The following is a 22,871-nucleotide window of genomic DNA, read 5'->3' on the forward strand; positions in this document are numbered from 1 at the left end:
GGACTCAATGCTGAACTACATTCGCGAACGGCAAGAAGCGCTGGCAGCTACTCCCGGGCGGCGGTTCTACAACTATGCTGCTGGTGCCGTGATCCTTGCGGTCATGGCATTGGTTTTTGCGGGCCTCGCACCTATATGGATTTCCTGGGCGACCTTCGCCGCGTCCTGCGTTCTGGACACCTTCCTGACCAGAAGATGGATCAGAGAAGATACGCTCAGAGCTTACCGAGCCGACCACGCAGGCTAATCTTCCGGATACAGATCGTTCTTACGTCGCAATTAAATCAGCGCTCCCGGCCCGGCCATTCCAATGGCCGGGCCGGGAGCGTCTCTATTTCCCGTCACGACGCTTTGTGCGGCAGGGCCGTAGCGTCGGTCTCGTTGGCCTGATGGCGGAATGAAGATGTGTCTGACCCAGTGCCGCCAACTGGTTAATCGCTGATTCCGTCGGCTCTCAGATGTCTGTGCATCTCGTCGATACGTGGAGGACAACAAAAACAGTGGGCCACGCAGCACCCAAGCTCCTCAGATAGCTTCGGGCGCCTGAGAGTAGCCGGGCTAGGTCACCTTGGGCGCGCAGCTGAGCACCGGGACCGGCGATCCTGCCCACCCTCCAACGCTTGACGAATATAGAAGCATCCATGATCACCAGTGCCTGCCGGTAGCTGAGCATCATGGCGCAGTCCACCACTGTCCGCTCCAGCGTCGTGCCCCGGAGCTTGCCAATGGTCCGGACGTCCGCCTCCGTGTACGGCCGGGTGTGCCCGCGGACATCCTTGCCCAAGCGCTCGTTGGAAGGACGGACCCGAAGCAGGATGTGGATCAGATCGTCCACATTCCAGAGGAACAGGCCGTGCAGCCGGGCGGCCGAGGTGTGGCTGTAGACGAAGTCTCCCGTCGACGTCGTAAGGGTTCCGTGGGCATGCGCGTGGATCAACTGCTTGCTGCGGATCGTGGCGGACTGCTTGTCGCACAATGTAGCCCGGAGGTAGCAGCCGTAACGCAGCCGGACCAGCTTGCCGTGGCTCAATAACAGCCGGATTGCCCGCGAATTGAGCCCTCTCTCGTGGAGCTGGTCGGTCCGCCAGAGGTTTCCGGTTTCCGGAAGTTGCGGGCGAGGTGCCTGAATCTGGGTCATCCACCCAGATTCTGCCGGGCGCGGAACAACCGGTAGACGCCGCCGTCGTTATGTGGAAAACCCCGGGGTCGCCGGAACGGTTCAGGGTCGCCCGAACGCGCCGGCGACCCAGCCGCATTCCGGCGATTTCGCCGGTGGTCGGCGGACCGGCGGTGCGCGGCGGCCCCCGGCGCGCGGGGACCTAGGAGTAGTACCGGCCCAGGGTTTCGGCCTTGAACTCGAAGAAGTTGCCGGCCTCGATGGCCTGCCGGGCGTCGTCGACCATCTTCACCACGAAGCGCTCGTTGTGGATGGAGATCAGCGTGGCCGAGACCATTTCCTTGGCCTTGAACAGGTGGTGGATGTAGGCCCGCGAGTAATTCAGGCAGGCGTAGCAGTCGCAGCCTTCCTGCAGCGGGCCGAAGTCGCGCTTGTACCGGGCGCCGGAGAGGTTGTACCGGCCCGTGGGCGTGTAGAACGCCGAGTTGCGGGCCACCCGCGTGGGGGAGACGCAGTCGAAGGTGTCGGCGCCGTTCTCGATGGCCGTGAAGATGTCGTCCGGCTCGGAGATGCCCAGCAGGTGCCGCGGCTTGTTCTGCGGCAGTTCCTCGTTGCACCAGCGCACGATCGTGCCCAGATTCTCCTTCTCCAGCGCCCCGCCGATGCCGTAGCCGTCGAAGTTCATCGCGCCGAGGTCGCGGCAGGCCTTGCGGCGCAGGTCCTCGTACTGGGCGCCCTGGATCACGCCGAACAGGGCCTGGTAGGGCTTGCCGGCGCGCACGTTCGTGAGCCGGAAGTGTTCGGTGAGGCACCGCTCGGCCCAGCGCCGGGTGCGCTCCAGTGACTCCTCCTGGTACCCGCGGGAGTTCTGCAGAGTGGTCAGCTCGTCGAAAGCGAACATGATGTCCGCGCCGATCTGGTGCTGGACGTTCATGGAGATCTCGGGGCTAAAACGGTGCCGGTCGCCGTTGAGGTGGCTCTTGAACCACACGCCGTCCTCGTCCACGTGGGCCAGGCGCTCCTTGCCGGGGGCGACGGCGTCGTCGGGGACTGCGGTATCCGCAACTGGCGCAGTTTTCATGTCGATGACCTTCTTGAACCCCGAGCCCAGGCTCATCACCTGGAACCCGCCGGAGTCCGTGAAGGTGGGCCCGGGCCAGTTCATGAAGGCACCCAGGCCGCCGGCCTCGTCCAGGATCTCCGCGCTCGGCTGCAGGTACAGGTGGTAGGCGTTGGCCAGCACGGCCTGCGCGCCCAGCTCGGCGATGGACTCGGGCAGCACGGATTTGACCGTGGCCTTGGTGCCGACCGCGATGAACGCCGGCGTCCGGATCTCGCCGTGCGGGGTGGTGATGGTGCCCGTCCGGCCCAGGAATTCCCCGCCGTTGGCGGCAAGCTGCCCGGCCGACGGCGCGCAGCTTTCGCTCAGGCGCTTGCCCACCCGGAAGGAGAATTCGGACTGCCGGGCAGGCGCGGGGGGCAAAGGATCGGAGACGGGATTCGCTGGCACCGTCCAAGTCTGCCAGCTATCACCCGGCAGGCCTCAGTGCGGCGGGTCGGATGTGGGATAGTTCTCAGCCCGCCACTTGTCCCAGTGGCCGCGGACGGCCTCGAGCCGGTGGGCGCCCAGGTCGTAGGTGGAGACGATCACGAGGGAACCGCCCTCGGGCCGGATCTCCGGGATGGTGGGCTGGTCCGCCACGATCACCAGGCCTTCGCCGTGCTCGGCGTAGTTGTGGACGGTCAGGCCCACCTGGTGGTTGCTGCGGAACCACACCTTGCCGGAGACCTCCTCGCCGGTGGCCAGGGTGAGGTCGTAGGGTTCCCCGGGAGCCGGGACGTTGCTGAGCCCGAGCTTCTCGATGGCCGAATCTTCGCCCCCGGGCACGGAGAAGAAGCAGGTCCTGCGCTTGCCGTGGGGATGGCGTTCGAGCGCGAAGCGCAGCTGCTGGAGGAAGGTCAGCCAGCCCTGGGTGATGTCCTCGTCCCAGGCCGCCCACTCGGAATTGTGGTCGATCGCGGCCCGGGTGACACTGACTTCCGTGCCCGCGGGGACCGGCTTCAGGGTGAAGATGTCCCCGCCGTTGACCACCAGGGACGTGTGGTCCGCGTCTTCGACCACCTTGGGGCTGAAATAGATCTGATTGATCTCGGCGGCCAGGTCGTCGGTCTCCCAGCCGTGCCACTGGGCCACTTTGGCGGGTTCGCGCAGCATCGTCCAAACCTGCTGCGCGTCGGAGTTGATCACAACGCTCAGATTGTTCGTCATGGCCTGAATCTACAACGCCCGGCCGCGGCGGGGTAGGGCCGGGCCGCAATCAGCAGTCCGCCGCCTGGCCCGCCGCCTGGCCCGCCGCCTGGCCCGCCGCCCGTGCCGCAGCACGGGCGGCGATGCGGCCCGCGTCAGGAGCGGACCGACTCGAGTTCGTTGCCGATCCGGCGTTCCAGTTCGCGCGCGCCGATGGTTTCCGAGCCGCCGTGGGCCCGCAGAAACAGCAGCGACTGGAGCCGCAGCAGCCGCCAGTCCCGTTCCGCAGCCGGATTCGAGTTGTCGATCGAGCGGAAGATTTCCTTGTCATAGAGGTTCGGTTCGTTGAGCGAACGCTGGCGCACCTTGGCGCTGATCCGGGCCTTGAACGGGTCGGTTTCCATGGCCTCCGGGGTGCGGAGGAACCTCTCGTAGACGGCGGCGCGTTCCTCCTGCCCCAGCTGGCGGCAGATGTAGCTGGACAGCGCCAGCGATGCCTCGACCGAGGCCCAGCGGCCCGGGTTGCCGTCGAACGGCAGGACATTGAGCAGGTCCGCGACGGCCAGGGCGTTCTCGGCGTCCTTGAGGATGATGAACAATTCGTGGGCCAGATCGCTGAGGTCCTTGAGGCAACTGCCGGATTTGGTGTTGATGCCCTTGGTCAGCCGTTCGCTGAGCAGCAGCACGCCCTCGGCGCGGGGGTGGGCCTCGGCCACGGCCTCCACGACCGATTCCGGCGTGCCGTCGGGCGCCGGGATGAGGGCCAGGTCCTGGTCGCTGGGGCCGCTCACGGCAGGCGGTCCGGCAGGAAGCGGAGGAACGACGACGGCGGGAGCCGCGGCGGCGCTGTCATCCTCGCCGCTCTCCTCGGCAGAGTCCTCATCGGCAGAGTCCTCCGGCGGGAGGAGCCGGCCGGACGGCAGCGGGGGGACGGCGTCCGGGGTGTCCACGTCCGGCCCGGCCACCGTGAGTAGGACCGTGGACGCTGCCGCGATCCGGAGCATGCCGCCGCCCGTGAGCGTCGCCAGCACCATGGCGGGCGAGCCGAAATCGTCGGTTTCGACGTCCACGCGCTCGATTTCGGCGGAGCGGTCTCCATCGGGCAGAAGCAGGTGGTCGCCGCCCTGCAGAGATCCAGCCTGCTGTTCTATGTAGTTCCGGGAGGCTGGGGGGTGGGTCATCGGGAGTCCTTAAATTTCTTGCGGTCCGCCCAACAGTCTACAAAGGCGGCGGCGTGAAGCTGGGACGCACGTATGCCCCGGGCGTCCCGGGGCCTCCACCGGGCCCCCGAGGGGCCTAGTTGCCGACGCCCGCGAACGCCAGCGCCTGGCGGATGAGGGCGCCGCGGCCTCCGTTGAATTCAAGCTGCACGTCCGGGCTCATGACTTCCTGCGGGGTCATCCAGGTCAGCTCGAGGGCATCCTGGCGCGGGGAGCATTCACCCGTGACCGGGATGATGTACGCCAGGGCAACGGCGTGCTGCCGGTCATCGGTGAAGCCCGTCTGGGACGGGGCCGGGAAGTATTCGGCCACGGTGAACGGCACCGGGCTGATCGGCAGTTGCGGGAACGCCAGCGGGCCGAGGTCCTTCTCCATATGGCGCAGCAGCGCCGCGCGGATGGTCTCGCGGTACAACACCCGGCCGGACACCAGGGAGCGGACCATGGTGCCGTCCTGGTCGGCCTGCAGCAGGGTGCCGACCTCGTTCACGAACCCGAGCGGATCCAGCCGGACCGGAACGGCCTCAACGTAGACCATGGGCAGCCTGCCGCGCGCCTCAAACAAGTCGTCGTCGGAGAGCCAGCCGGGATTCGGGTCGGGAGTGCGAACGTTCATGGTTAAGTTCTACCCCATCCCCGCAGGTCCGACGTTGTCACACTCAGGCGGGCCCCCGGGCCGAGGCGATCCAGAGCGCCGGATGATGGGCCGCAACGCCGTCCGCATCAGGACTTGGCACATGCAGGGAACGGCCGAACGCCTCTTCGACCAGGGTCACATCATGCCCCGCCGCGGTGAGCCGGCCCCGCAGGGCGTCCAGATCGCCGCCGTACTCGAAGCCCAGCCCGGCCCGCGCCGGGCCGGAACCCGGGCGCACCATCAGCACCCCGCCATTCTTGGCGGTGAAGTCAGCCGTCTCGTCGTCGTCGGGGACGGGCCGGAACCGGGCGCCGATGCTCCGCAGCGTATCAGCGGCAGCGGCGGCATCCTCGGTGAACCAGACCTCGACGACGGCGAGCGCCGGGTCAGCGTCCGCGCTGCCGGCGCCGGGCGCGGTGTTGGCGGCCGGGACGCCCCTGGCGGCCTTGTCGGCCAGGAAGGTGAAGCCGTCCTCGCCGGTGATGCGGCAGGAATCGCCGTGGTCCGCCCGGATGAGCTCGGCCGGCGCATTTCCCGTTTCCGCACCGGCCTGGTTGGTGCGGCGGGCGAACTCCGCGAGGTCGCCCACTTCGACGCCGAAGGCGGTGGTGCCGTCCTCGGCGGAACCGGCCGCGGCCAGGTGCAGGGCCAGGCGGCCGGCGCCGGCGTCGAACTCCCGCCATTCGGTACCGTCTACGCTCTTCACCAGGCCCAGATCGGTGAGGAGCCGCTCCCACTGGTCCGCGCGGGAGGTGAAGTGGACAGGCCTGGCACGCAGCATCGTTGCTCCTCGGGGGACGGGACGGGTTCGGGCTCTTAGGGCTATGGTGCCACCAAAGCCGCGGTTCCGGGCAGCCTCGTGGAAAATGAAGGCATGGCTGTTGAGCTTGCGGAACTGTTGGTGAAGGACGCCGCCGGGTGGCGCGCGTGGCTGCAGGCGCACCACGCGGAGAGTCCCGGCGTGTGGCTGGTCCTGCATAAGAAGGGCGGCTCGGTGACGGAGCTGGACTACGATGCGGCCCTGGCGGAGGCGCTCTGTTTCGGCTGGATCGACGGCCAGGGCAGGCGCCGGGACGAGGGGAGCTCCTTCCAGCGGATGACCCGCCGGGGCCCGAAGAGCAGGTGGTCCGCGCGGAACGTGGACCGGGCAGAGCGTCTCGAGGCTGCCGGGAGGATGACCGCTCCCGGCCGCGCCGCCGTCGAGAGCGCGAAGGCGGACGGGCGCTGGGAAGCCGCCTATCCGGGGGCGGCGACGGCGGAAGTTCCCGCGGACCTCGCCGCGGCCATCGCCGCCGAGCCGCGCGCGCAGGCCATGTTCGACGTCCTGAGCTCCGTGAACCGCTATGCCCTGATCTACCGGACCAACGCGGTCAGGCAGGCCTCGACGCGCGAGCGGAAGATCGCCGGGTTCGTGGCGATGCTGGCCCGGCACGAGACCCCGTACCCGCAGGCCAAACGGCCGGCGTCCTGAACGCAGCACCCTGAAACCAGGAGCCCTGCCGGCCGCGCAGCACCCTTAAGCCGGGCGCGCCGGGCGAGGCGGCCCTGCTGCTCATTCGGGGGCCAGGTCCTCCATGGGGAAGGCCACGGCCTCGCCCACCACGCGCAGGCAGAGCTCGGTGCCCGGGCGGGTGATCGAGGCGTTCCAGTGCCGGATGGTGATGACCTCGCCGCCGCCGGGGTAGCGGTGGTCGGCCACGGCACCCTCGGCGAGGACCGGCGGAATGTTGAGCTTGAGCCGCACCGTGGTCTCCGGACCGAAGTAGTCGGTGTCCACGACCGTGCCGCGGATGGGTCCGTCCTCGGCGATCCGGATCTGCTCGGGACGCAGCATCAGCTGGACCCGGCCCTGGGCGGGTGGCCGGCGCACCGGGATGCCGCCCAGCGAGCAGGTGGCCAGGGAGCCTTCCATCCAGGCGTCGAGGATGACGGCGTCGCCCAGGAACTCCGCGGTGGCCCGGTCCGCCGGGCGCGTGTAGACGATGAAGGGGTTGCCGATCTGCGCAAGTTTCCCGTCCCGCATGACGGCGACCTGGTCGGCGAAGGACAAGGCCTCGCCCTGGTCGTGCGTCACCAGGATCGTGGTCACGCCGGCGTCTTTCAGCACTTTGCCGACGGCCCGCCGGGTGGCCACGCGGAGGCCTGCGTCGAGGGCGGAGAAGGGTTCATCCAGCAGCATGAGTTCGGGTTCGCGGGCCAGGGCACGGGCCAAGGCCACGCGCTGCTGCTGGCCGCCGGAGAGTTCATGCGGACGCCGTTTGGCCATGGCCGGGTCCAGGGAGACCATGTCCAGCAGTTCGCTGACGCGGGCCTTGATGCCCCGGTGCCGGCCCGGGAGGCTTGAGGCGTCGAGTCCGAAGGAGATGTTCTGGCCGACGGTCAGGTGCGGGAACAGGGCCCCGTCCTGCGCCACGTAGCCGACGTGGCGCTTGTGCGCCGGGACCCACACGCCGTCGCCTGCCACCTTGCTGCCGTTCAGGGCAATGCTGCCGGTGTCGGGGTGCTCGAAGCCGGCAATCAGCCGCAGCAGCGTGGTCTTGCCGGAGCCGGACGGTCCGACGATCGCCGTCGTACCGCCCTGGGCCACCGAAAGGTTGACGCCCTTGAGCACGGCCTGGGAGCCGAAGTTCTTGGTGACCGCCTCGATCTCCAGGTGGTTGTTGGTGCTGGTGGCCACGGACGCGGCGATCCGGGGCTCCGGGAGCCGCGAAGGGGAATAATCGGTCACTGTCCCGCTGCTTTCTTGGACTGCTGGAAAAGGAGATAGGTCATCGGTGCCGAGATCAGGATCATCAGCAGGGCGTACGGGGCGGCGCCGGCATAGTCGATCGCGCTGCTCTTGCTCCAGAACTCGGTGGCCAGGGTCCGGGTCCCGTTGGGGGAGAGCAGCAGGGTCGCCGTGAGCTCGTTGACGATTCCGAGGAACACCAGCGCCGCCCCGCCCGCGGCGGCGGGGGCCGTGAGTCGCAGCGTCACCCGGATGAAGGACATCAGGGGAGGCTTGCCGAGCACCTGGGCGGCCTCGTCGAGCTCCTTGGGCGCCTGGGACAGGCCGGAACGGATATTGACCAGTGCCCGCGGCAGGAACAGCAGCACGTAGGCCGCGACCAGGAGCCCGGCGGTCTGGTATATGCCGGGCACCAGCCGGATGCTCACGGTCACGAATGCCAGGCCCACCACGATCCCGGGCATGGAGCTGGTGACGTAGTTGGACAGTTCCAGGGCCTTGCTGAACCAGTTGGGATGCCGCACGGCCAGGTACGCCATCGGGAATGCGACCACGGTCGTGGCGGCGGCCCCGCCCAGGCCGTAGCCGAGGGTCTGCAGGAGCGCCGGCAGGAATTCATCCGCGGTCCAGATCCCCGGGCCGCCGGCAATGATCCAGCGCAGCACGAAGGACAGCGGAAGCCCGAAGGCCAGCGCGGTGAGGGCGAGCAGGAACAGCTGGGCGGGGAGCTGGTAGGCGTGCAGCGGCAGCCGCAGGGCGCGGCCCTGGGCGCCGGAGCCCACCCTGGCGTAGCGGGCGCTGCCGCGGCTGCGGACTTCCATGAGCAGCAGGATGAGGCAGATGAAGACGAGCACGCTGGCCAGCATGTTCCCGGCCGTCCCGTTGAACGTGGACCGGTACTGCACCATGATCGCGGTGGTGAAGGTGTCAAAGCGGATCATCGCGAAGGCGCCGTACTCGGCCAGCAGGTGCAGGGATACCAGCAGGGCGCCGCCGGTCATGGCGATGCGAAGCTGGGGCAGCACCACACGGAAGAAGGCACGCCAGGCACCGAGCCCCAGGGACGCGGCGGACTGCTCGATGGCCGGGTCCAGCCGGCTGAGCGTTGCGGCGGCCGGGATATACACGAGGGGGAAGTAGGACAGGGTGGCGATCAGGACGCCGGAGCCCAGACCCGCGAGCGAGGGCACCGCGGAAACCCAGGCGTAGCTGTTGACGAAGGCCGGGATGGCCAAGGGGGCGGCGAGGAGCACGGCCCACCATTTGCGGCCCTTGAGGTGGGTGCGTTCCACGAGCCAGGCGCCGCCCACGCCGAGCACGAGGCAGAGCGGTACGGTGACCACCACCAGCAGCACCGTGTTCAGCAGGAGTTCGCCGACGCGCGGCCGGAAGATCAGGGCGATGGCGGTGTCCCAGCCGGTGGCGGCCGTCATGACGCCCACGTAGCCCAGCGGGATCAGCGAGAACAAGGCGATCAGGACCGCCAGGATCGCGACAACAGAAACGCCGAAAGGCGGGCGGGGGCGCTTGCCCCTGCCCGCCGTCGTCGTGCCCCCTATGGTTCCGGGAGCAGCCAGCTTGGTTGTCACTATGGTTACAGCAGTCCTGCCTTGGTCATCAGCTCGGTGACCTTGGCGGAGTTGAGCTTGGCAGGATCGACGGTGGGCGCCTGAAGCTCCTTCAACGGCACGAGCTTGTCATTCGCCGGGACATCGGAAGCGATGGCGTACTCGTAGGAGGTGCCCTTCTGGAGGACCTCCTGGCCCGTCTTGCCGGTAAGGAATTTAAGGAAGGCCTGGGCGGCCGCCGCGTTCTTGGAGGACTTCAGGACGCCGCCGCCGGAGAGGGACACGAAGGCGCCCGGATCCTGGCTCTTGAAGTAGTACTGACCGATGTTCTGGGAGTTCTCGCCGGTCTTCGCCTGGTCACCGAAGTAGTAGTAGTGGTAGATCAGTGCGGTGTCCACTTCACCGGCGTTGACGGCCTTCATCGCGGAGCTGTTGCCGTTGTAGGCCTTGGCGTTGTCTTTCATGCTCTTGAGCCACTCGTCGGTGGCGGCTTCGCCCTTGAGCTCGAGCAGCGCGGAAACGATGGCCTGGAAGTCGGCGCCTGTCGGGGCAGCAGCCCACTTGCCCTTCCACTCCGGCTTGGCCAGGTCCAGCAGGGATTTGGGCAGCTTGTCCTCGGTGAGCTTGGACTTGTTGTAGACCAGCACCGTGGAGCGGGCGGCGATGCCGGTCCACTTGTTCGTGGAGGGACGGTAGGCGGCCGGGACCTGGTCAACCGTGGCCTTGTCGACGTCCGCGAAGAGCCCGGCGTTCTCGACCTGGGCAATGGCAGGGGAGTTCTCCGTGAGGAAGACGTCGGCCGGCGAGGCGGCGCCTTCCTGGATGATCTGGTTCGCCATTTCGGGGTCTTCGCCGTTACGGACGGTGACCTTGATGCCGGTCTCCTTGGTGAAGGCGTCAACCCATTCCTGGGTCAGTTCCTCGTGCTGGGCGTTGTAGACCGTGATTTCGCCGGCCGCCGTGGAGCCGGCGGAGGCGGAGCCGGTGGCGGCGGGGGTGGCGGAGGAGCCACAGGCTGCCAGGCCGAGAGCGGCGGTGGCGGCGAGGGCGATGCCTGCCAGCGCGTTGGTGCGGATCTTCATGGGACTGCTTTCTGCAAGGAAAAGGTCGTTGATTCCCTAGCCCCCCGTGAGCGGGGAAGTTAGGGCATGCTCACTACGCAAAACTGTAGGTTAGCCAAACCTAAGCAACCAAACCGATTGCAGCGTATGTGATCAGGATCACATCAATTACGTCACTGTTGCATGACCTAATTTCCGGATGTGGTAGCGGCCACGTTCCCGGCGACGGCCGCGGCCGCCTCCAGCACCATCCAGGCCTGGAGCTGGGTGGACAGTTCGACGGCGGCGCCCGCCGGGTAGCTGCGGCGCGCCGGCAGTTCCGGCCGGCTGGAGAACACCACGCGGCCGCCGCGGCGGGCGAGCGGATCCTTGGCCGGAAGGATGCGGCGGCCTTCCCAGAAGGCTTCTGCGGTGTCCGTCACGAGCCGGGCAGCCGTGGCCCGGGTCCCGGCCGGCAGGCGCTCGTCCACGGCCGCGAGCGCCAGATACCGGACGAGGATCCCGGTGAAGAGGCCGCCGTCGCCCGTTCCCTCGCAGCGCAGCACCGTGGCGCTGCGCCCCGCCGGCGGGGCCGCCAGGGTGAGGCTGCGCGCCACCGCTGCGACGAGGGAGGAGGCCCGCTCGAGGTTTGCCGCACCGCCGAGTTCCAGCAGGGCGCCGAGGACGGGGCCCTGGTTGTAGGTGTAGATGGCGCTTTCCAGCAGCACCTCCCCGGCGCTGCTGATCCGCAGCCCGTCCTGGTACATGCCCTGGCCGGGGTCGTAGAGCCGGGCATCGAGCCAGTCCAGCAGGGCCTGGGCCTTGGCGGCGTGGCCGGTCCGGGCGTAGTAGAGCGCGATGGGGGCGGTGGCGGGCGTGTTCTTGAAGTCGCGCTTCGTGCTCCAGAACGTCCCGCCGCCCAGATCGTCCGTGGAGGCGGCGTCGAACTGCCGGGTCAGTCGCTGCAGGACGCGGGTGTTGCGCCGGCTGCCCGGTTGGCTGGCGTCCTCGGCAATTTTCTCCAGCCGCAGGGTGGCGAGGGCCAGCCAGGCCATGTCGTCGTAGTAGCTGTTGACGACCGTCAGGAAGTTGCGCAGCCGGATGCCGGTGAGCAGCCGGGAAGCCAGCTTCCCGGCTCCCGGCCGGTTCTTGCCGTCGAATTTGGCCCCTGGGCGGACCTCGCCGCGACGCTCCCGCCGCGCGGCGTCGACGAGGCAGTCCAGGTACTGCGCCTGCCACCAGTAGTGCCAGGGCCGGGCCAGGTTCTTCAACCGGCTGGAGGGCCGGGTGGTCGCGGCGATGTGGGTCCCGGGCAGGAAGAACAGCCGCTGCCCGAAAAGCCTGGTCACCGCGCGGGCTCCCTCGTCGGCGCGGAAGGACCAGTCCGGGTTGCCGGTGGCGTCTGCGGGCGTCATGGCTCCAGCCTAGTGGCGGGGCGCATCCGGGGCGCGATCTTCGGGAAGGTGCGGGACGCCCGCCTTTCAGTTAACATTCACTAACTTATGTTTCCCTGCAGCCGATTGCTGCCGTGCACCTCATGGCGCGTCCCGCGGCGGGGATCCGGTTCCACATCAAGGAGGATGGATGGACATCAAAGGTACTGTCGCGCTGATTACCGGCGGGGCCTCGGGGCTGGGGGCGGCAACGGCGAGGCGGCTGTTCGACGCCGGCGCATCCGTCGTGCTGCTGGACCTGCCGGGCTCTGCGGGGGAGGCGTTCGCCGCCGCGCTGAACGACCGGCGGGCGGCGGGCCCGGGCAGCCCGGAAGCCGGAAACCCCCCGGAAGCCGGAAACCCCCCGGAAGCCGGGAGCCCCCCGCCGGAAGCCGGGGATCCTGTGAAGCCGGCCAACAAGGCGGTCTTTGTCCCCGCCGACGTCACCGACGAGGCGCAGGTGCAGGCCGCCGTCGACGCCGCCGTCGCCCTGGGCCCGCTGCGGATCGTGGTGAACTGTGCCGGGATCGTCACCCCCGGCAAGGTGCTGGGCCGCGACGGCGTGCTGCCGCTGGAAAACTTCAACCGCGTCATCCAGATCAACCTCGTGGGCACCTTCAACGTGATCCGCCTGGCCGCCGCCGCGATGGCGGCCACCGAGCCTGCCGTGACGGAGCTGGGCGGTCCGGAGCGCGGCGTCATCATCAACACCGCCTCCGTCGCCGCCTTCGACGGCCAGATCGGCCAGCCCGCCTACGCCGCCTCCAAGGGCGCCGTGGCCGCCATGACGCTGCCGATCGCCCGTGAACTGGCGCGCTCGCTGGTCCGGGTTGTCACGATTGCGCCGGGGATCTTCGAAACACCGATGATGGCCGGGCTGCCGCAGGAGGCGCAGGACTCCCTCGGCCATCAGGTGCCGCACCCGTCCCGGCTCGGCCGCCCCGCAGAGTACGCGAACCTGGCCGCGCACATCGTCGACAACGCGATGCTCAACGGCGAGACCATCCGCCTCGACGGCGCCATCCGGATGGGCCCGAAGTGACCGTTCCGGCTGGCTCCCCGGCGGCTTCAGTGGGTTCCCCTGGGTCCTCTGGTTCGGCGACTCCGGCGGCCCCGGCCGCTTCGACGGCGGGGCTGCCCGCGGCCGACTTCTTCGACTTCGAATCCCTGCTCGGCGCGGCGGAGCAGGAGAAGCTGGGGGAGCTGCGCCGGTTCCTGGCCCGCGACGTCGCCCCGTACGCCGGTGACTGGTGGAACAAGGCCGAATTCCCGGCGCACATCCTGCCCAAGCTGGCGGCGCTCGAGCTGAGCGCCCCGGCCCGGCGCGGTTACACCCACCTGTTCGCCGGGATCGTCATCGCCGAGATGACCCGCGTGGACACCTCGCTGGCCACGTTCTTCCTGGTCCACCACGGCCTTTTTGTGGAGTCGCTCCACGGTTTCGGCTCGGCTGAGCAGAAGGCGCGCCTGCTCGAGGACGCCGCGAGCCTCCGGACCACGGGCGCCTTCGCGCTGACCGAGCCGGACCACGGCTCCGACGTCGCCGGCGGCATGGAAACCCGGGCCCGGCGGGTCTCCGGGGGAGCGGCCGGTGACTATTGGGTGCTCAACGGGGCCAAGCGCTGGATCGGCAACGGGACGTTCTGCGACTACCTGCTCGTGTGGGCGCGGGACGAGGCCGACGGCGGCATCCGCGGCTTCATCGTGGACGCGAACCTGCCCGGGGTGGGCCGGAGCAGGATCGAGAACAAGATCGCGCTGCGCACGGTGCAGAACGCCGACATCGTCTTCCGGGATGTTCGGGTGGCGGAGGCGGACCGCTTCGCCGGGATCAACAGTTTCGAGGACACCAACGAACTCCTGCGCGGCTCCCGGATCATGGTCGCGTGGCAGGGGGTCGGGCAGCAGCTGGCAGCGTTTGACGTCGCCCGGCAGTACGCCGTCGAACGCCGGCAGTTCGGGCGGCCGCTGGCGAAGTTCCAGCTGGTCCAGCAGCAGCTCGTGACGATGCTCGGCAACGCCGTGGCGAGCATGGGGATGATGGTCCGGATCGCGCAGCTGCAGGAGCGGGGCGCCGCGGACATGGCGCAGGTGTCCCTTGCGAAGTCCTATGTCAGCGCCAGGATGCGGGAAACCGTGGCGATGGGCCGGTCACTGCTGGGCGGCAACGGGATTGTCACCGACTACCGGATGGCCAAGATCTTCGCCGACGCCGAGGCGATCTACACCTACGAGGGCTCGTACGAGATCAACACGCTGATCGTGGGCCGGGCGGTCACCGGGATCTCCGCGATCGTGTAGCCGGCGGGCGGCCCCACCCCCATCGCCACCTTCGCCCCGCCCGAACCCCGGCCCGAACGGACACTTGGCGCCCCGAATCCGCTGATTTTGGGGCCTCAAATGTCCGTTCGGGCTTCCGATCTGGGCTTCCGTTCCGGGCCGGCGGGCGCAGCCGGGGCGGGCCTCAGGGGAAGGGCTGCTTTTCGCCGGCCTCGATCCGGTAGTCCAGGCTGTTGTTCTTCACCGGCATGGGGCAGGTGCCGTAGGGGGTGAAGGCGCTGGGATAGTTGATAGCCCGGTTGAAGTCCAGGACCACCGTGTTGTCCGGGCGGGGCCTGGCCGTGGACACCTTCCGCCACTCGTCGGTTGATTCGCCGTTGGTCTCGTCGTGGAACGTCACCGTCAGGGCGCCGAGCCTCTCCTCTTCGGCCTGGAGGTGGAATTCGTGTTCCGTGCCCGGCAGCCGGAATACCAGCTCGCCGACGGAGCGGTGGATCCCGTCCACCAGCGGGTTGGCGGTGCCGATGGGGACGTCCACCGGCTCCGGATACGGCACGAACCTGGCCTCGACCACCAGTTCCGGCCGGAAGCCGAAGGTGGGCACGCCGTCGAATCCGGTGAGCACGGGCGACTGCGAGTCCCGGGTGCGGATGGCGTACCGGTCGGCCCGCATGGCCAGTTCGACGACGACCTGCCGGCCGTCCCCGCCGCCGTACTGCACCCACATCAGCGATTCCTCATCCGCAAGCGTCGCACTGCTGGTGCCGTCCACAGGCTCGCCGGTCTCCACCAGCGTCAGCCCGTCGGCCGCGGCGGCGGTGAGGAACGCCGTCGTGCCGTCCGTGGACCACAGCCCCGGGGCGGGCTCTGCGGCGGCCGGCCGGTCCTCCAGCCACTGGAACGAGGTCAGCGTCAGCCAGCCGTGCTCCGCGGCCAGGGCGGTGTTGCGGCTGTCGCGGAAGCGCTGCCAGCGGGCCTGTTGGGCCTCGATTTGTGCGTCGGCGGCGGTGTTCAGAGCGTCCATGGGTTCCTCCAAAGCGGTGACTTACTGCCCAACATACAACCGAAGTCCGGTGCGGTGAATTCAACCAAGGGTCATTGCCGCGGGCAGGTCCGGCTGGTATCTTCGGCCACAACCGTGGACGGAGCCGTCCACCCCTTGGATTATGGAGTGGGAACGCCATGAAAATAGCTGTGCTTGGCACCGGAACCGTTGGCCCCACCCTCGCAGGCGCCCTGGCCGGGCTGGGGCATGACGTGGTCATCGGCACTCGCGACCCGCAGGCCACGCTGGCGCGGACCGAGCCGGGCCGCATGGGGGCCGCGCCCTTTGCCCAGTGGCACGCGGCGCACAGCCAGATCGGCGTCGCCGCTTTCGCCGAGGCCGCTGCCGGCGCTGACATCGTCGTCAACGCCACCAACGGCGGAGGGTCCCTCGGGGCGCTGACCGCCGCCGGGGCCGCAAACCTGGCCGGCAAGGTCGTCATCGACGTCGCGAACCCGCTCGACTTCTCCCACGGCATGCCGCCGTCGTTGAGCCCGGTGAACACGGACAGCCTTGCCGAGCAGATCCAGCGTGCATTCCCGGAAGCCAGGGTAGTCAAGACCCTCAACACCATGACGGCCAGCGTGATGGTGGATCCGGCGGCGGTGGCCGGGGGAGACCACTCGGTGTTCGTCTCCGGAAACGACGCGGAGGCCAAGAAGACCGTGGCAGGGCTCCTCAAGGGCTTCGGGCACCGGGACATCATCGATTTGGGCGACATCACCACCGCGCGCGGCGCCGAAATGATCATGCCGCTCTGGCTGCGGCTCTGGGGGGCGCTCGGAACCGGGCAATTCAACTTCAAGATCGTCCGGTAGGTGTCCGGGGCATGGGAGCCGGGTCCAAGGGCCGGACACTATTTGAGACGGATTCCCACCCTGCCCGTGAGCCGGGTAACATCCCATAGGAACACGTAACCGGGCTCACAGTATCCAGCGCAGTGTACGAGCCACGTCGAACCCTCGAAAGACAGGTTTCCATGGCCGCCACTGCAATGAATCCCGGCACTGATCTCGCCTCCGAACTGCGGGCCGACGTCCGGCGGGTCTCCACCCTCCTCGGCGAATCCCTGGTCCGCCAGCACGGCCCGGAACTCCTGGACCTCGTGGAGCAGGTGCGCCTGCTGACCAAGGAATCGAAGGAGGCGGCCCGGGGCGGTGCCGACGCCACCGGTCCGTGGAGCTCGTACGACGTCGTCGCCCAGGTCCGCGAACTGCTCGGCTCCCTGCCCCTGGAGCAGGCCACCGATCTGGTCCGCGCCTTCGCGTTCTACTTCCACCTGGCCAACGCCGCCGAGCAGGTCCACCGGGTCCGCGGGCTGCGCACGCGCCCGGAAAAGGACGGCTGGCTCGCCAGGGCGGTCACGGACATCGCCGCGAAGGCCGGCACGTCCGTGCTGCAGGAAGTCGTGAACGAGCTGGACGTCCGGCCCATCTTCACCGCGCACCCCACCGAGGCCTCGCGCCGCTCCGTGCTGGACAAGGTCCGCCGGCTCTCCGACATCCTGGCCGAATCCACCGCGGAAGGCACCTCGGGGCGCCGTCGCCAGGACCGCCAGCTCGCCGAGGTGATCGACCAGATGTGGCAGACGGACGAGCTCCGCCAGGTCAGGCCCACCCCGGTGGACGAGGCCCGGAACGCCATCTACTACCTCACCGGAATCCTCACCGACGCGATGCCGGAGATGCTCTCGGACCTGTCAGAGCTGCTCGCCGAGCACGGAGTGACCCTCCCCGCCGGGAAGGCCCCGATCCGGTTCGGCTCCTGGATCGGCGGCGACCGGGACGGCAACCCGAACGTCACCCCGGCCGTCACGCACGAGGTCCTGCAGCTCCAGAACCAGCACGCCGTGCGGATCAGCATCGGCATGATCGACGGACTCATCTCCATCCTGTCCAACTCGACGGCGCTCGCCGCGGCGGACCAGGAGCTGCTGGACTCGATCGACGTCGACCTGGCGAACCTGCCGGGCCTGGACCCCAGGGTCCTTGAACTGAACGCGCAGGAGCCGTACCGGCTCAAGCTCACCTGCATCAAGGCCAAGCTGCTGAACACCAGACGGCGCGTGGGGGCCGGATCCCCGCACGAGCCCGGCCGCGACTACGCCGCCACCGCGGAGCTCCTCGCCGAGCTGGGCCTGCTGGAGCGGTCCCTGCGGAACCACCATGCGGCGCTGGCGGCCGACGGCGCCCTGGCCCGGGTCCGCCGCGCCGTCGCCTCCTTCGGTCTGCACCTGGCCACCCTGGACATCCGCGAGCATGCGGACCACCACCATGACGCCGTCGGCCAGCTGATGGACCGCCTGGGCGGCCCCGGCGTCCGCTACGCGGAACTGAGCCGGGCCGAGCGCCTCGAGGTGCTCGGATCCGAGCTCGCCTCCCGCCGGCCGCTGTCCGGCCACCCGATCAAGCTCGACGGCGTCGCGGACGGCACGTACGACGTCTTCCGGGAGATCCGGCGCGCCCTGCGCACCTACGGCCCCGACGTGATCGAGACCTATATCGTGTCCATGACCCGCGGCGCGGACGACGTCCTGGCCGCTGCCGTGCTGGCCCGCGAGGCCGGCCTGGTGAACCTCTTCGGCGAGGGGCCCTACGCCAGGATCGGCTTCGCGCCGCTGCTGGAGACGGTGGAGGAACTGCGCGCCTCGGCCGAAATCGTGGACCGGCTGCTCTCCGACCCGTCCTACCGCGAGCTGGTCCGGCTGCGCGGCGACGTGCAGGAGATCATGCTGGGCTACTCGGACTCCAATAAGGAATCCGGGGTGATGACAAGCCAGTGGGAAATCTACAAGACCCAGCGCAAGCTGCGGGATGTGGCGGCGAAGCACGGCGTCCGGGTGCGGCTCTTCCACGGCCGCGGCGGCTCCGTGGGCCGTGGCGGCGGACCGACCTACGACGCGATCATGGCCCAGCCGAACGGCGTGCTGGAAGGTGAAATCAAGTTCACCGAGCAGGGCGAGGTCATCTCGGACAAGTATTCGCTGCCCGAACTGGCCCGGGAGAACCTGGAACTCTCGCTCGCGGCGGTCATGCAGGGTTCCGCGCTGCACCGTACACCGCGTACCTCCGAAGACCAGCGGGTGCGTTACGGTGACGTCATGGAGACCGTCTCCGATGCGGCGTTCGCCCGCTACCGGACGCTGATCGACCATCCGGACCTGCCCGCCTACTTCATGGCGTCGACCCCGGTGGAGCAGCTCGGCTCGCTGAACATCGGCTCGCGGCCGTCCAAGCGGCCGGATTCCGGCTCCGGGCTCGACGGCCTGCGCGCCATCCCGTGGGTGTTCGGCTGGACCCAGTCGCGGCAGATCGTCCCGGGCTGGTTCGGCGTCGGCTCCGGACTCAAGGCAGCGCGCGAGGCAGGCCACTCGGCCCAGCTGGTGGAGATGATGGACGGCTGGCACTTCTTCCGCTCGGTGCTCTCCAATGTGGAGATGACCCTGGCGAAGACGGACATGGACGTTGCCGGCTACTACGTCTCCACCCTGGTCCCGGAGGAGCTGCACCATCTGTTCGGCACCATCCGGGCCGAATACGAGCTCACCGTCGCCGAGATCCAGAACCTCACCGGCGAGCACGTCATCCTCGATGCCCAGCCCACCCTGAAGCGCTCGCTGGAGATCCGGGACCAGTACCTGGACCCGATCAGCTACCTGCAGGTGGAGCTGCTGCGCCGCATCCGGGCCGAAGCCGCCGCGGGCATCTCCGGCGCGGAGATCGACGAACGCCTCCAGCGCGCCATGCTCATCACCGTCAACGGGGTCGCCGCCGGCCTGCGCAACACGGGCTGATATGTGTTGAGTTAGTCCTTCCCGCACCCCTCCGACGCTCCCTCAGGTTCCGCGGGTTTCTGCCCGGCGCTCCCTCACGTCATGTGCGGGAGCGTCGCGGGTTGGCTTGCGAAATGTGCGGGAGCGTCGCCGGTTTGGCTGCAGGATGTGAGGGAGGGTGTGCCGGCGCGGCTAGGGTTGGTCCATGCCGTCGTTCCAGACCAGACTGAAGATCACCGGGCTCAAGCCGGGCAACCCTCCGGAGGCCGTGATGGCCGCTGCTGTGGAGGCGCTTGAAACGCGCCACCACGTGGAATCAAACCAGCTGGAGCTGGCCGGCGGGGTTCCCCAGCTGAACCTGCGCTTCCTGGTCGAGCCCACCTCGTACAGCGGCGAGAACAGCCAGGCGCGGGAAGCGGCAGCGATGGTGCGCGACGCCGTCGAACGCGTTGCGGTGACCGGAAACCTCACCGTCCTCCGCCGCAGCCGCGGCCGCTGGACGCCCGTCTGACTCAGAAGTCCAGTTCCTCATCGGGGTCACCGGCGAGATCACCGGCGGGTTCAACGACGGGGGAGCGGCCGCCCCGGCGGCGCGTCACGATCACGCCCACGACGGCGCCGATCACCAGGCCGACGCCGACGCCGATCAGCGAGCTCGCCCAGAACGGCAGCCCCGTGGCGGAGCCGGTGAAATAGCCCAGGGCGACGGACCAGACCGCCCAGAGGGTTCCCCCGAGGGCGGCGCAGAGGCTGAAGCCGCGGGTGGAGACATTGGCGATGCCTGCGGCTGCCGTGGTCGCGAGCCGTCCCCCGGGGATGAAGCGGACCCCGATGATCGCCCCGTAGGTCGAGGACCGGCCGGCCCGCGCGATGGCCCGGTGGACCGCGGCGTGGAACACCCGGCCCCATTTCCAGCGGTCGAGCACATGGCTCAGGCGCCGCTTGAAGAGCTGGAAGACCAGGAGATCGCCGAGCCAGGACGCCAGCGCGGCGAGCGCCACCACCAGGAACGCGTTGGCACGACCCTCCGCGGACAGCGCGCCGCCGGTGATGACCAGCATCTCGGAGGGGATCGGCGGGAAAATAGCGTCGCCGAGGACTGCCGGCATGATCCAGAAGTAGATCGCCACGCCCCAGCTGTCCGCGTTGCCCAAGTCCATGCGCACAAGGTACCGCACTTCGGGCTGTTCCCTGCCGCCGGCGGTCCATGACGGGCTAGCGTGCCTCGCTGAGCTCCAGCCGGCTGCGGTACTCCACCGGGCTGCCGGTGATGGGATCGACGAAACGGATTCCGCGGGCCAGCAGCTGCAGCGGCCTGGAATAGTCGTCCGGGGCCTTGTCCAGCAGTTCGGGATAGAACGCGTCGTTGACGATCCCCAGACCCAGCGACGCCATGTGCACGCGGAGCTGGTGGGTCTTGCCCGAGTGCGGTTCCAGCCGGTACAGCGCGCGGGGGGTGTCGGAGCCGCGGGCGCCGCCGTCGAGCTTTTCCAGCAGCTCGATGCGGGTCTCCGTGTTGGGCTCGCCGTCGACCACCTCGGCGAGGAGGTAGCTGCGGGACTTGGTCATGCGGTTGCGCACCACCACGGGAAAGTCGACGGCGGGATGGCCGGGTGCGGGCCGGGCCGCGGCCACGCACTCGTATTCCTTCCGGACCTGGCGCTTCTCGAAGAGCACCTGGTACCTGCCGCGGGTCCCGGGATTGGTGGAGAGCAGCAGGATTCCGGCGGTCATGCGGTCCAGCCGGTGCATCGGGATCAGGTCCGGCAGATCCAGCTGGTTCCGGAGCCGGACCAGGGCGGATTCCTGGATGTACGTGCCGCCTGGAGTGGTGGGCAGGAAGTGCGGCTTGTCGACGACGAGGAGGTGCTCGTCCTGGTGCAGGATGTCCAGTTCCACCGGGATCCGGGTCTCGGGCGGCAGGGTGCGGTAGTACCAGATGAAGGTGTGGTCCTGCAGCGGGGTCGCGCCGTCCAGCGGCAGGCCGGCCTCGCCGACGATCTCCCCGGCGTCGAACCGGTCCTCGATGCCCTGGGGATCGATGTGGCCCCAGCGGTGCATCATGTAGTCCAGTGCCGTTCCCCACGGACCCTCCGCCGGGAGGCGCAGGCGGGTCGCGTTCACGCCGTCGCGCACGGGGAGGGGGGATTGCATCACGGGTCCATTCTACTTTGCCGGGTCCGGCCGCGAGATCGCCGGTCACCTGCCGGATCGCCGTAAGCTCCCGGCGGCGCGGAACGGTTCCGGCGAACTGGACAAACCGTGGCCACCGACAATAAAAAAGTTCTTGACAACTAAAACTGTCGGTTGGCACACTTGAACCATGTTGGACATCGAAGTGATCGAGGATCCGGCCGCGGCGGAGGCCTCGCTGGACCCCATCCGGACCCGCATCCTGCGCGAGCTCGTCGAGCCCGGCTCGGCCACGCAGCTCGCCGCCAGGCTTGGGCTGCCGCGGCAGAAGGTGAACTACCACCTCAAGGCCCTCGAACGGCACGGGCTGGTGGGGCTCGTGGAGGAACGCCGGAAGGGCAACGTCACCGAACGCATCCTGCGGGCGACGGCGGCCTCCTACCTGATCTCACCGGCGGCGCTGGCCGCCGTGGCCCCGGATCCGCACCGGTTCTCGGACCGGTTCTCAGCGTTCTGGCTGCTGGCGCTCGCCGGCCGGATGGTCCAGGAGATGGGCCAGTTGATCGCCGGCGCCGCGGCGGCGAGGCAGAAACTCGCCACCTTCGCGATCGACGGCGAGATCACCTTCCGGTCCGCCGCCGACCGGGGCGCCTTCGCCGAGGAGCTCGGCGTAGCGGTGGCCCGGCTCGTGGACAAGTACCACGACGGCGGGACCGGGGGGCCGGCCGGCGCGGCGGGTACCGGCGCCGTCGCCAGTGCGGCTGGCACCACCACCGGCACTGCGGCGGGGCGCAAGCACCGGCTCGTCGTCGCCCTTCATCCGACACTCAAGCCAACCAAAACACCACCAACAAAGGAGCAGGACAATGACTGACAAGCGGAATTTCGAGATCGTCTACGACGCCGAGCTGCCCGGCACCCCGGAACGGGTCTGGGAGGCGGTCACCCAGGACACCCCGGCCTGGATGTTCCCCACGGACCAGTGGCCGGCGGTCAGGACGGTGGAGGAATACCCCGCCCATCTGGTGTCCCGGATGGAGGGCCCGGACGGCTGGTTCAACCAGCTCGAGCATGTACTCGAACCGCTCGACGGCGGCCGCGCCCGGCTGCACTACGTCCACAGCGGCATCTTCGCGGACAACTGGGACGAGCAGTACGACGGCGCCAGCAAGCACACCGCCTTCTACCTGCACACCCTGGGCCAGTACCTGAAGTACTTCGACGGCAGGCCTGTGGTATTCACGGACGTCCAGGCGCCGGCCGCGTCACAGACCCCGGACGGCTTCGACCGGCTCAAGACTGCCCTGGGCGTCACGGATGCGGCGGCGGGCAGCGCCGTGGAGTTGGAGCTCGACGGCGTGGCGACGCTCTCCGGGGAAGTGGACTTCTCCAACGGGAACTTCCTGGGCCTGCGGACGGCCGACACCCTGTACCGGTTCTTCGGCAGGAACGCCTTCGGGGCGCCGGTGGGCATGACCGTCCACGACTTCAGTGGCCGCGGGGACTCCGAGGCCACGGCGAAGGCCTGGGGTGGGTTCCTCGGAAAGGTCTACGCCTAGTCTGGCGGCGCGGTTCGCCTGCCGACACGGTTTCTGGCTGGCGGTGCGCAAATACCTGGCGAGGCGCGGATTCCGGATTCCGTGCGCGTCA

22 protein-coding genes are annotated in these 22,871 nt (G+C 68.8%); 9 read left to right on the plus strand and 13 right to left on the minus strand.

Annotated features, from left to right (window positions below; translation table 11 throughout):
* Positions 1 to 7 precede the first annotated feature (7 nt).
* Positions 8 to 247 carry an NfeD family protein gene (locus J9611_RS13825; RefSeq protein WP_211880943.1) on the plus strand — a complete coding sequence of 80 codons (240 nt, stop codon included), beginning with the start codon at positions 8 to 10 and terminating at the stop codon, positions 245 to 247.
* A gap of 207 nt (positions 248 to 454) precedes the next feature.
* On the opposite strand, the gene J9611_RS13830 is transcribed toward J9611_RS13825, so the two are convergent.
* The 6 genes from J9611_RS13830 to J9611_RS13855 all read right to left on the minus strand — a co-directional run bounded on the left by J9611_RS13830 (position 455) and on the right by J9611_RS13855 (position 6,003).
* Positions 455 to 1,138 carry a type IV toxin-antitoxin system AbiEi family antitoxin domain-containing protein gene (locus tag J9611_RS13830; RefSeq protein ID WP_211880944.1) on the minus strand — a complete coding sequence of 228 codons (684 nt, stop codon included), beginning with the start codon at positions 1,136 to 1,138 and terminating at the stop codon, positions 455 to 457.
* 181 nt (positions 1,139 to 1,319) lie between these two features.
* The gene (gene tgt / locus J9611_RS13835; protein ID WP_211880945.1) at positions 1,320 to 2,627 is read right to left on the minus strand and encodes a tRNA guanosine(34) transglycosylase Tgt; all 1,308 of its coding nucleotides are present in this window, start codon (positions 2,625 to 2,627) and stop codon (positions 1,320 to 1,322) included.
* A 33-nt stretch (positions 2,628 to 2,660) separates the two neighbouring features.
* A complete protein-coding gene (locus tag J9611_RS13840) occupies positions 2,661 to 3,386 on the minus strand; it encodes an SRPBCC family protein (RefSeq protein ID WP_211880947.1) in 726 nt (241 codons plus the stop codon).
* 134 nt (positions 3,387 to 3,520) lie between these two features.
* Positions 3,521 to 4,546, minus strand: coding sequence for a DUF6707 family protein (locus tag J9611_RS13845; protein WP_211880948.1), 1,026 nt, complete (start codon positions 4,544 to 4,546; stop codon positions 3,521 to 3,523).
* A 115-nt stretch (positions 4,547 to 4,661) separates the two neighbouring features.
* Positions 4,662 to 5,201, minus strand: coding sequence for an NUDIX hydrolase family protein (locus J9611_RS13850; RefSeq protein ID WP_211880949.1), 540 nt, complete (start codon positions 5,199 to 5,201; stop codon positions 4,662 to 4,664).
* A gap of 43 nt (positions 5,202 to 5,244) precedes the next feature.
* Positions 5,245 to 6,003 (minus strand): VOC family protein, encoded by a 759-nt coding sequence (locus J9611_RS13855; RefSeq protein ID WP_211880950.1) that lies wholly within the window; start codon positions 6,001 to 6,003, stop codon positions 5,245 to 5,247.
* A 93-nt stretch (positions 6,004 to 6,096) separates the two neighbouring features.
* On the opposite strand from J9611_RS13855, the gene J9611_RS13860 reads away from it, so the two are divergent.
* Positions 6,097 to 6,693 (plus strand): YdeI/OmpD-associated family protein, encoded by a 597-nt coding sequence (locus J9611_RS13860; protein ID WP_211880951.1) that lies wholly within the window; start codon positions 6,097 to 6,099, stop codon positions 6,691 to 6,693.
* Positions 6,694 to 6,774: 81 nt separating this feature from the next.
* Here J9611_RS13860 and J9611_RS13865 read toward each other — a convergent pair whose 3' ends face one another.
* The 4 genes from J9611_RS13865 to J9611_RS13880 all read right to left on the minus strand — a co-directional run bounded on the left by J9611_RS13865 (position 6,775) and on the right by J9611_RS13880 (position 11,973).
* Positions 6,775 to 7,950: an ABC transporter ATP-binding protein gene (locus J9611_RS13865; RefSeq protein WP_211880953.1), complete on the minus strand. Its 1,176-nt coding sequence runs from the start codon at positions 7,948 to 7,950 to the stop codon at positions 6,775 to 6,777.
* Positions 7,947 to 9,539 (minus strand): ABC transporter permease, encoded by a 1,593-nt coding sequence (locus tag J9611_RS13870; RefSeq protein WP_211880954.1) that lies wholly within the window; start codon positions 9,537 to 9,539, stop codon positions 7,947 to 7,949. The genes J9611_RS13865 and J9611_RS13870 overlap by 4 nt, the downstream gene beginning before the upstream one ends.
* A 5-nt stretch (positions 9,540 to 9,544) precedes the next feature.
* Positions 9,545 to 10,600 (minus strand): iron ABC transporter substrate-binding protein, encoded by a 1,056-nt coding sequence (locus J9611_RS13875; protein WP_211880955.1) that lies wholly within the window; start codon positions 10,598 to 10,600, stop codon positions 9,545 to 9,547.
* A gap of 167 nt (positions 10,601 to 10,767) precedes the next feature.
* Complete coding sequence (locus J9611_RS13880; RefSeq protein WP_211880956.1) at positions 10,768 to 11,973, minus strand: glycoside hydrolase family 76 protein; 1,206 nt, start codon at positions 11,971 to 11,973, stop codon at positions 10,768 to 10,770.
* A gap of 169 nt (positions 11,974 to 12,142) precedes the next feature.
* Here J9611_RS13880 and J9611_RS13885 point away from each other — a divergent pair, with 169 nt between their 5' ends.
* Both J9611_RS13885 and J9611_RS13890 read left to right on the plus strand, forming a co-directional pair.
* Entirely contained in the window at positions 12,143 to 13,033 is an 891-nt protein-coding gene (locus J9611_RS13885; protein ID WP_211880957.1) for an SDR family NAD(P)-dependent oxidoreductase, read from the plus strand.
* Positions 13,034 to 13,062: 29 nt separating this feature from the next.
* Positions 13,063 to 14,292 (plus strand): acyl-CoA dehydrogenase family protein, encoded by a 1,230-nt coding sequence (locus J9611_RS13890; RefSeq protein WP_372447791.1) that lies wholly within the window; start codon positions 13,063 to 13,065, stop codon positions 14,290 to 14,292.
* Positions 14,293 to 14,455: 163 nt separating this feature from the next.
* On the opposite strand, the gene J9611_RS13895 is transcribed toward J9611_RS13890, so the two are convergent.
* Positions 14,456 to 15,295, minus strand: a complete 840-nt coding sequence (locus J9611_RS13895; RefSeq protein ID WP_211880958.1) for a DUF1684 domain-containing protein — start codon at positions 15,293 to 15,295, stop codon at positions 14,456 to 14,458.
* A 158-nt stretch (positions 15,296 to 15,453) separates the two neighbouring features.
* On the opposite strand from J9611_RS13895, the gene J9611_RS13900 reads away from it, so the two are divergent.
* From J9611_RS13900 to J9611_RS13910, 3 genes are all read left to right on the plus strand, one after another.
* Positions 15,454 to 16,134 (plus strand): NADPH-dependent F420 reductase, encoded by a 681-nt coding sequence (locus J9611_RS13900; protein ID WP_211880960.1) that lies wholly within the window; start codon positions 15,454 to 15,456, stop codon positions 16,132 to 16,134.
* A 161-nt stretch (positions 16,135 to 16,295) separates the two neighbouring features.
* On the plus strand, positions 16,296 to 19,109 hold the full coding sequence (gene ppc / locus J9611_RS13905; protein WP_211880961.1) for a phosphoenolpyruvate carboxylase: 2,814 nt from the start codon (positions 16,296 to 16,298) through the stop codon (positions 19,107 to 19,109).
* A 184-nt stretch (positions 19,110 to 19,293) separates the two neighbouring features.
* Positions 19,294 to 19,599: a hypothetical protein gene (locus tag J9611_RS13910; protein WP_211880962.1), complete on the plus strand. Its 306-nt coding sequence runs from the start codon at positions 19,294 to 19,296 to the stop codon at positions 19,597 to 19,599.
* A 1-nt stretch (position 19,600) separates the two neighbouring features.
* Here J9611_RS13910 and J9611_RS13915 read toward each other — a convergent pair whose 3' ends face one another.
* Together J9611_RS13915 and J9611_RS13920 are read right to left on the minus strand one after the other, a co-directional pair.
* Positions 19,601 to 20,248, minus strand: coding sequence for a DedA family protein (locus J9611_RS13915; protein WP_211880963.1), 648 nt, complete (start codon positions 20,246 to 20,248; stop codon positions 19,601 to 19,603).
* Between the two features lie 55 nt (positions 20,249 to 20,303).
* A complete protein-coding gene (locus J9611_RS13920; RefSeq protein WP_211880982.1) occupies positions 20,304 to 21,242 on the minus strand; it encodes an RluA family pseudouridine synthase in 939 nt (312 codons plus the stop codon).
* A 169-nt stretch (positions 21,243 to 21,411) separates the two neighbouring features.
* Here J9611_RS13920 and J9611_RS13925 point away from each other — a divergent pair, with 169 nt between their 5' ends.
* Entirely contained in the window at positions 21,412 to 22,095 is a 684-nt protein-coding gene (locus J9611_RS13925; RefSeq protein WP_211880964.1) for an ArsR/SmtB family transcription factor, read from the plus strand.
* On the plus strand, positions 22,088 to 22,780 hold the full coding sequence (locus J9611_RS13930; protein WP_211880966.1) for an SRPBCC family protein: 693 nt from the start codon (positions 22,088 to 22,090) through the stop codon (positions 22,778 to 22,780). Before J9611_RS13925 ends, J9611_RS13930 begins: the two co-directional genes overlap by 8 nt.
* The last annotated feature ends 91 nt before the right edge of the window (positions 22,781 to 22,871 follow it).

It is taken from the genome of Pseudarthrobacter albicanus (assembly GCF_018224015.1).
Classification (GTDB): domain Bacteria; phylum Actinomycetota; class Actinomycetes; order Actinomycetales; family Micrococcaceae; genus Arthrobacter; species Arthrobacter albicanus.

What these genes read in the sequence shown, in the direction of transcription:
- J9611_RS13825 (WP_211880943.1), top strand. Translation starts at nt 8, where the DNA reads ATGCTGAACTACATTCGCGAACGGCAAGAAGCGCTGGCAGCTACTCCC.
- J9611_RS13830 (WP_211880944.1), bottom strand. Translation starts at nt 1,138, where the DNA reads ATGACCCAGATTCAGGCACCTCGCCCGCAACTTCCGGAAACCGGAAAC.
- J9611_RS13840 (WP_211880947.1), bottom strand. Translation starts at nt 3,386, where the DNA reads ATGACGAACAATCTGAGCGTTGTGATCAACTCCGACGCGCAGCAGGTT.
- J9611_RS13845 (WP_211880948.1), bottom strand. Translation starts at nt 4,546, where the DNA reads ATGACCCACCCCCCAGCCTCCCGGAACTACATAGAACAGCAGGCTGGA.
- J9611_RS13850 (WP_211880949.1), bottom strand. Translation starts at nt 5,201, where the DNA reads ATGAACGTTCGCACTCCCGACCCGAATCCCGGCTGGCTCTCCGACGAC.
- J9611_RS13855 (WP_211880950.1), bottom strand. Translation starts at nt 6,003, where the DNA reads ATGCTGCGTGCCAGGCCTGTCCACTTCACCTCCCGCGCGGACCAGTGG.
- J9611_RS13860 (WP_211880951.1), top strand. Translation starts at nt 6,097, where the DNA reads ATGGCTGTTGAGCTTGCGGAACTGTTGGTGAAGGACGCCGCCGGGTGG.
- J9611_RS13875 (WP_211880955.1), bottom strand. Translation starts at nt 10,600, where the DNA reads ATGAAGATCCGCACCAACGCGCTGGCAGGCATCGCCCTCGCCGCCACC.
- J9611_RS13880 (WP_211880956.1), bottom strand. Translation starts at nt 11,973, where the DNA reads ATGACGCCCGCAGACGCCACCGGCAACCCGGACTGGTCCTTCCGCGCC.
- J9611_RS13885 (WP_211880957.1), top strand. Translation starts at nt 12,143, where the DNA reads ATGGACATCAAAGGTACTGTCGCGCTGATTACCGGCGGGGCCTCGGGG.
- J9611_RS13895 (WP_211880958.1), bottom strand. Translation starts at nt 15,295, where the DNA reads ATGGACGCTCTGAACACCGCCGCCGACGCACAAATCGAGGCCCAACAG.
- J9611_RS13900 (WP_211880960.1), top strand. Translation starts at nt 15,454, where the DNA reads ATGAAAATAGCTGTGCTTGGCACCGGAACCGTTGGCCCCACCCTCGCA.
- ppc (WP_211880961.1), top strand. Translation starts at nt 16,296, where the DNA reads ATGGCCGCCACTGCAATGAATCCCGGCACTGATCTCGCCTCCGAACTG.
- J9611_RS13910 (WP_211880962.1), top strand. Translation starts at nt 19,294, where the DNA reads ATGCCGTCGTTCCAGACCAGACTGAAGATCACCGGGCTCAAGCCGGGC.
- J9611_RS13915 (WP_211880963.1), bottom strand. Translation starts at nt 20,248, where the DNA reads ATGGACTTGGGCAACGCGGACAGCTGGGGCGTGGCGATCTACTTCTGG.
- J9611_RS13920 (WP_211880982.1), bottom strand. Translation starts at nt 21,242, where the DNA reads ATGCAATCCCCCCTCCCCGTGCGCGACGGCGTGAACGCGACCCGCCTG.
- J9611_RS13925 (WP_211880964.1), top strand. Translation starts at nt 21,412, where the DNA reads ATGTTGGACATCGAAGTGATCGAGGATCCGGCCGCGGCGGAGGCCTCG.
- J9611_RS13930 (WP_211880966.1), top strand. Translation starts at nt 22,088, where the DNA reads ATGACTGACAAGCGGAATTTCGAGATCGTCTACGACGCCGAGCTGCCC.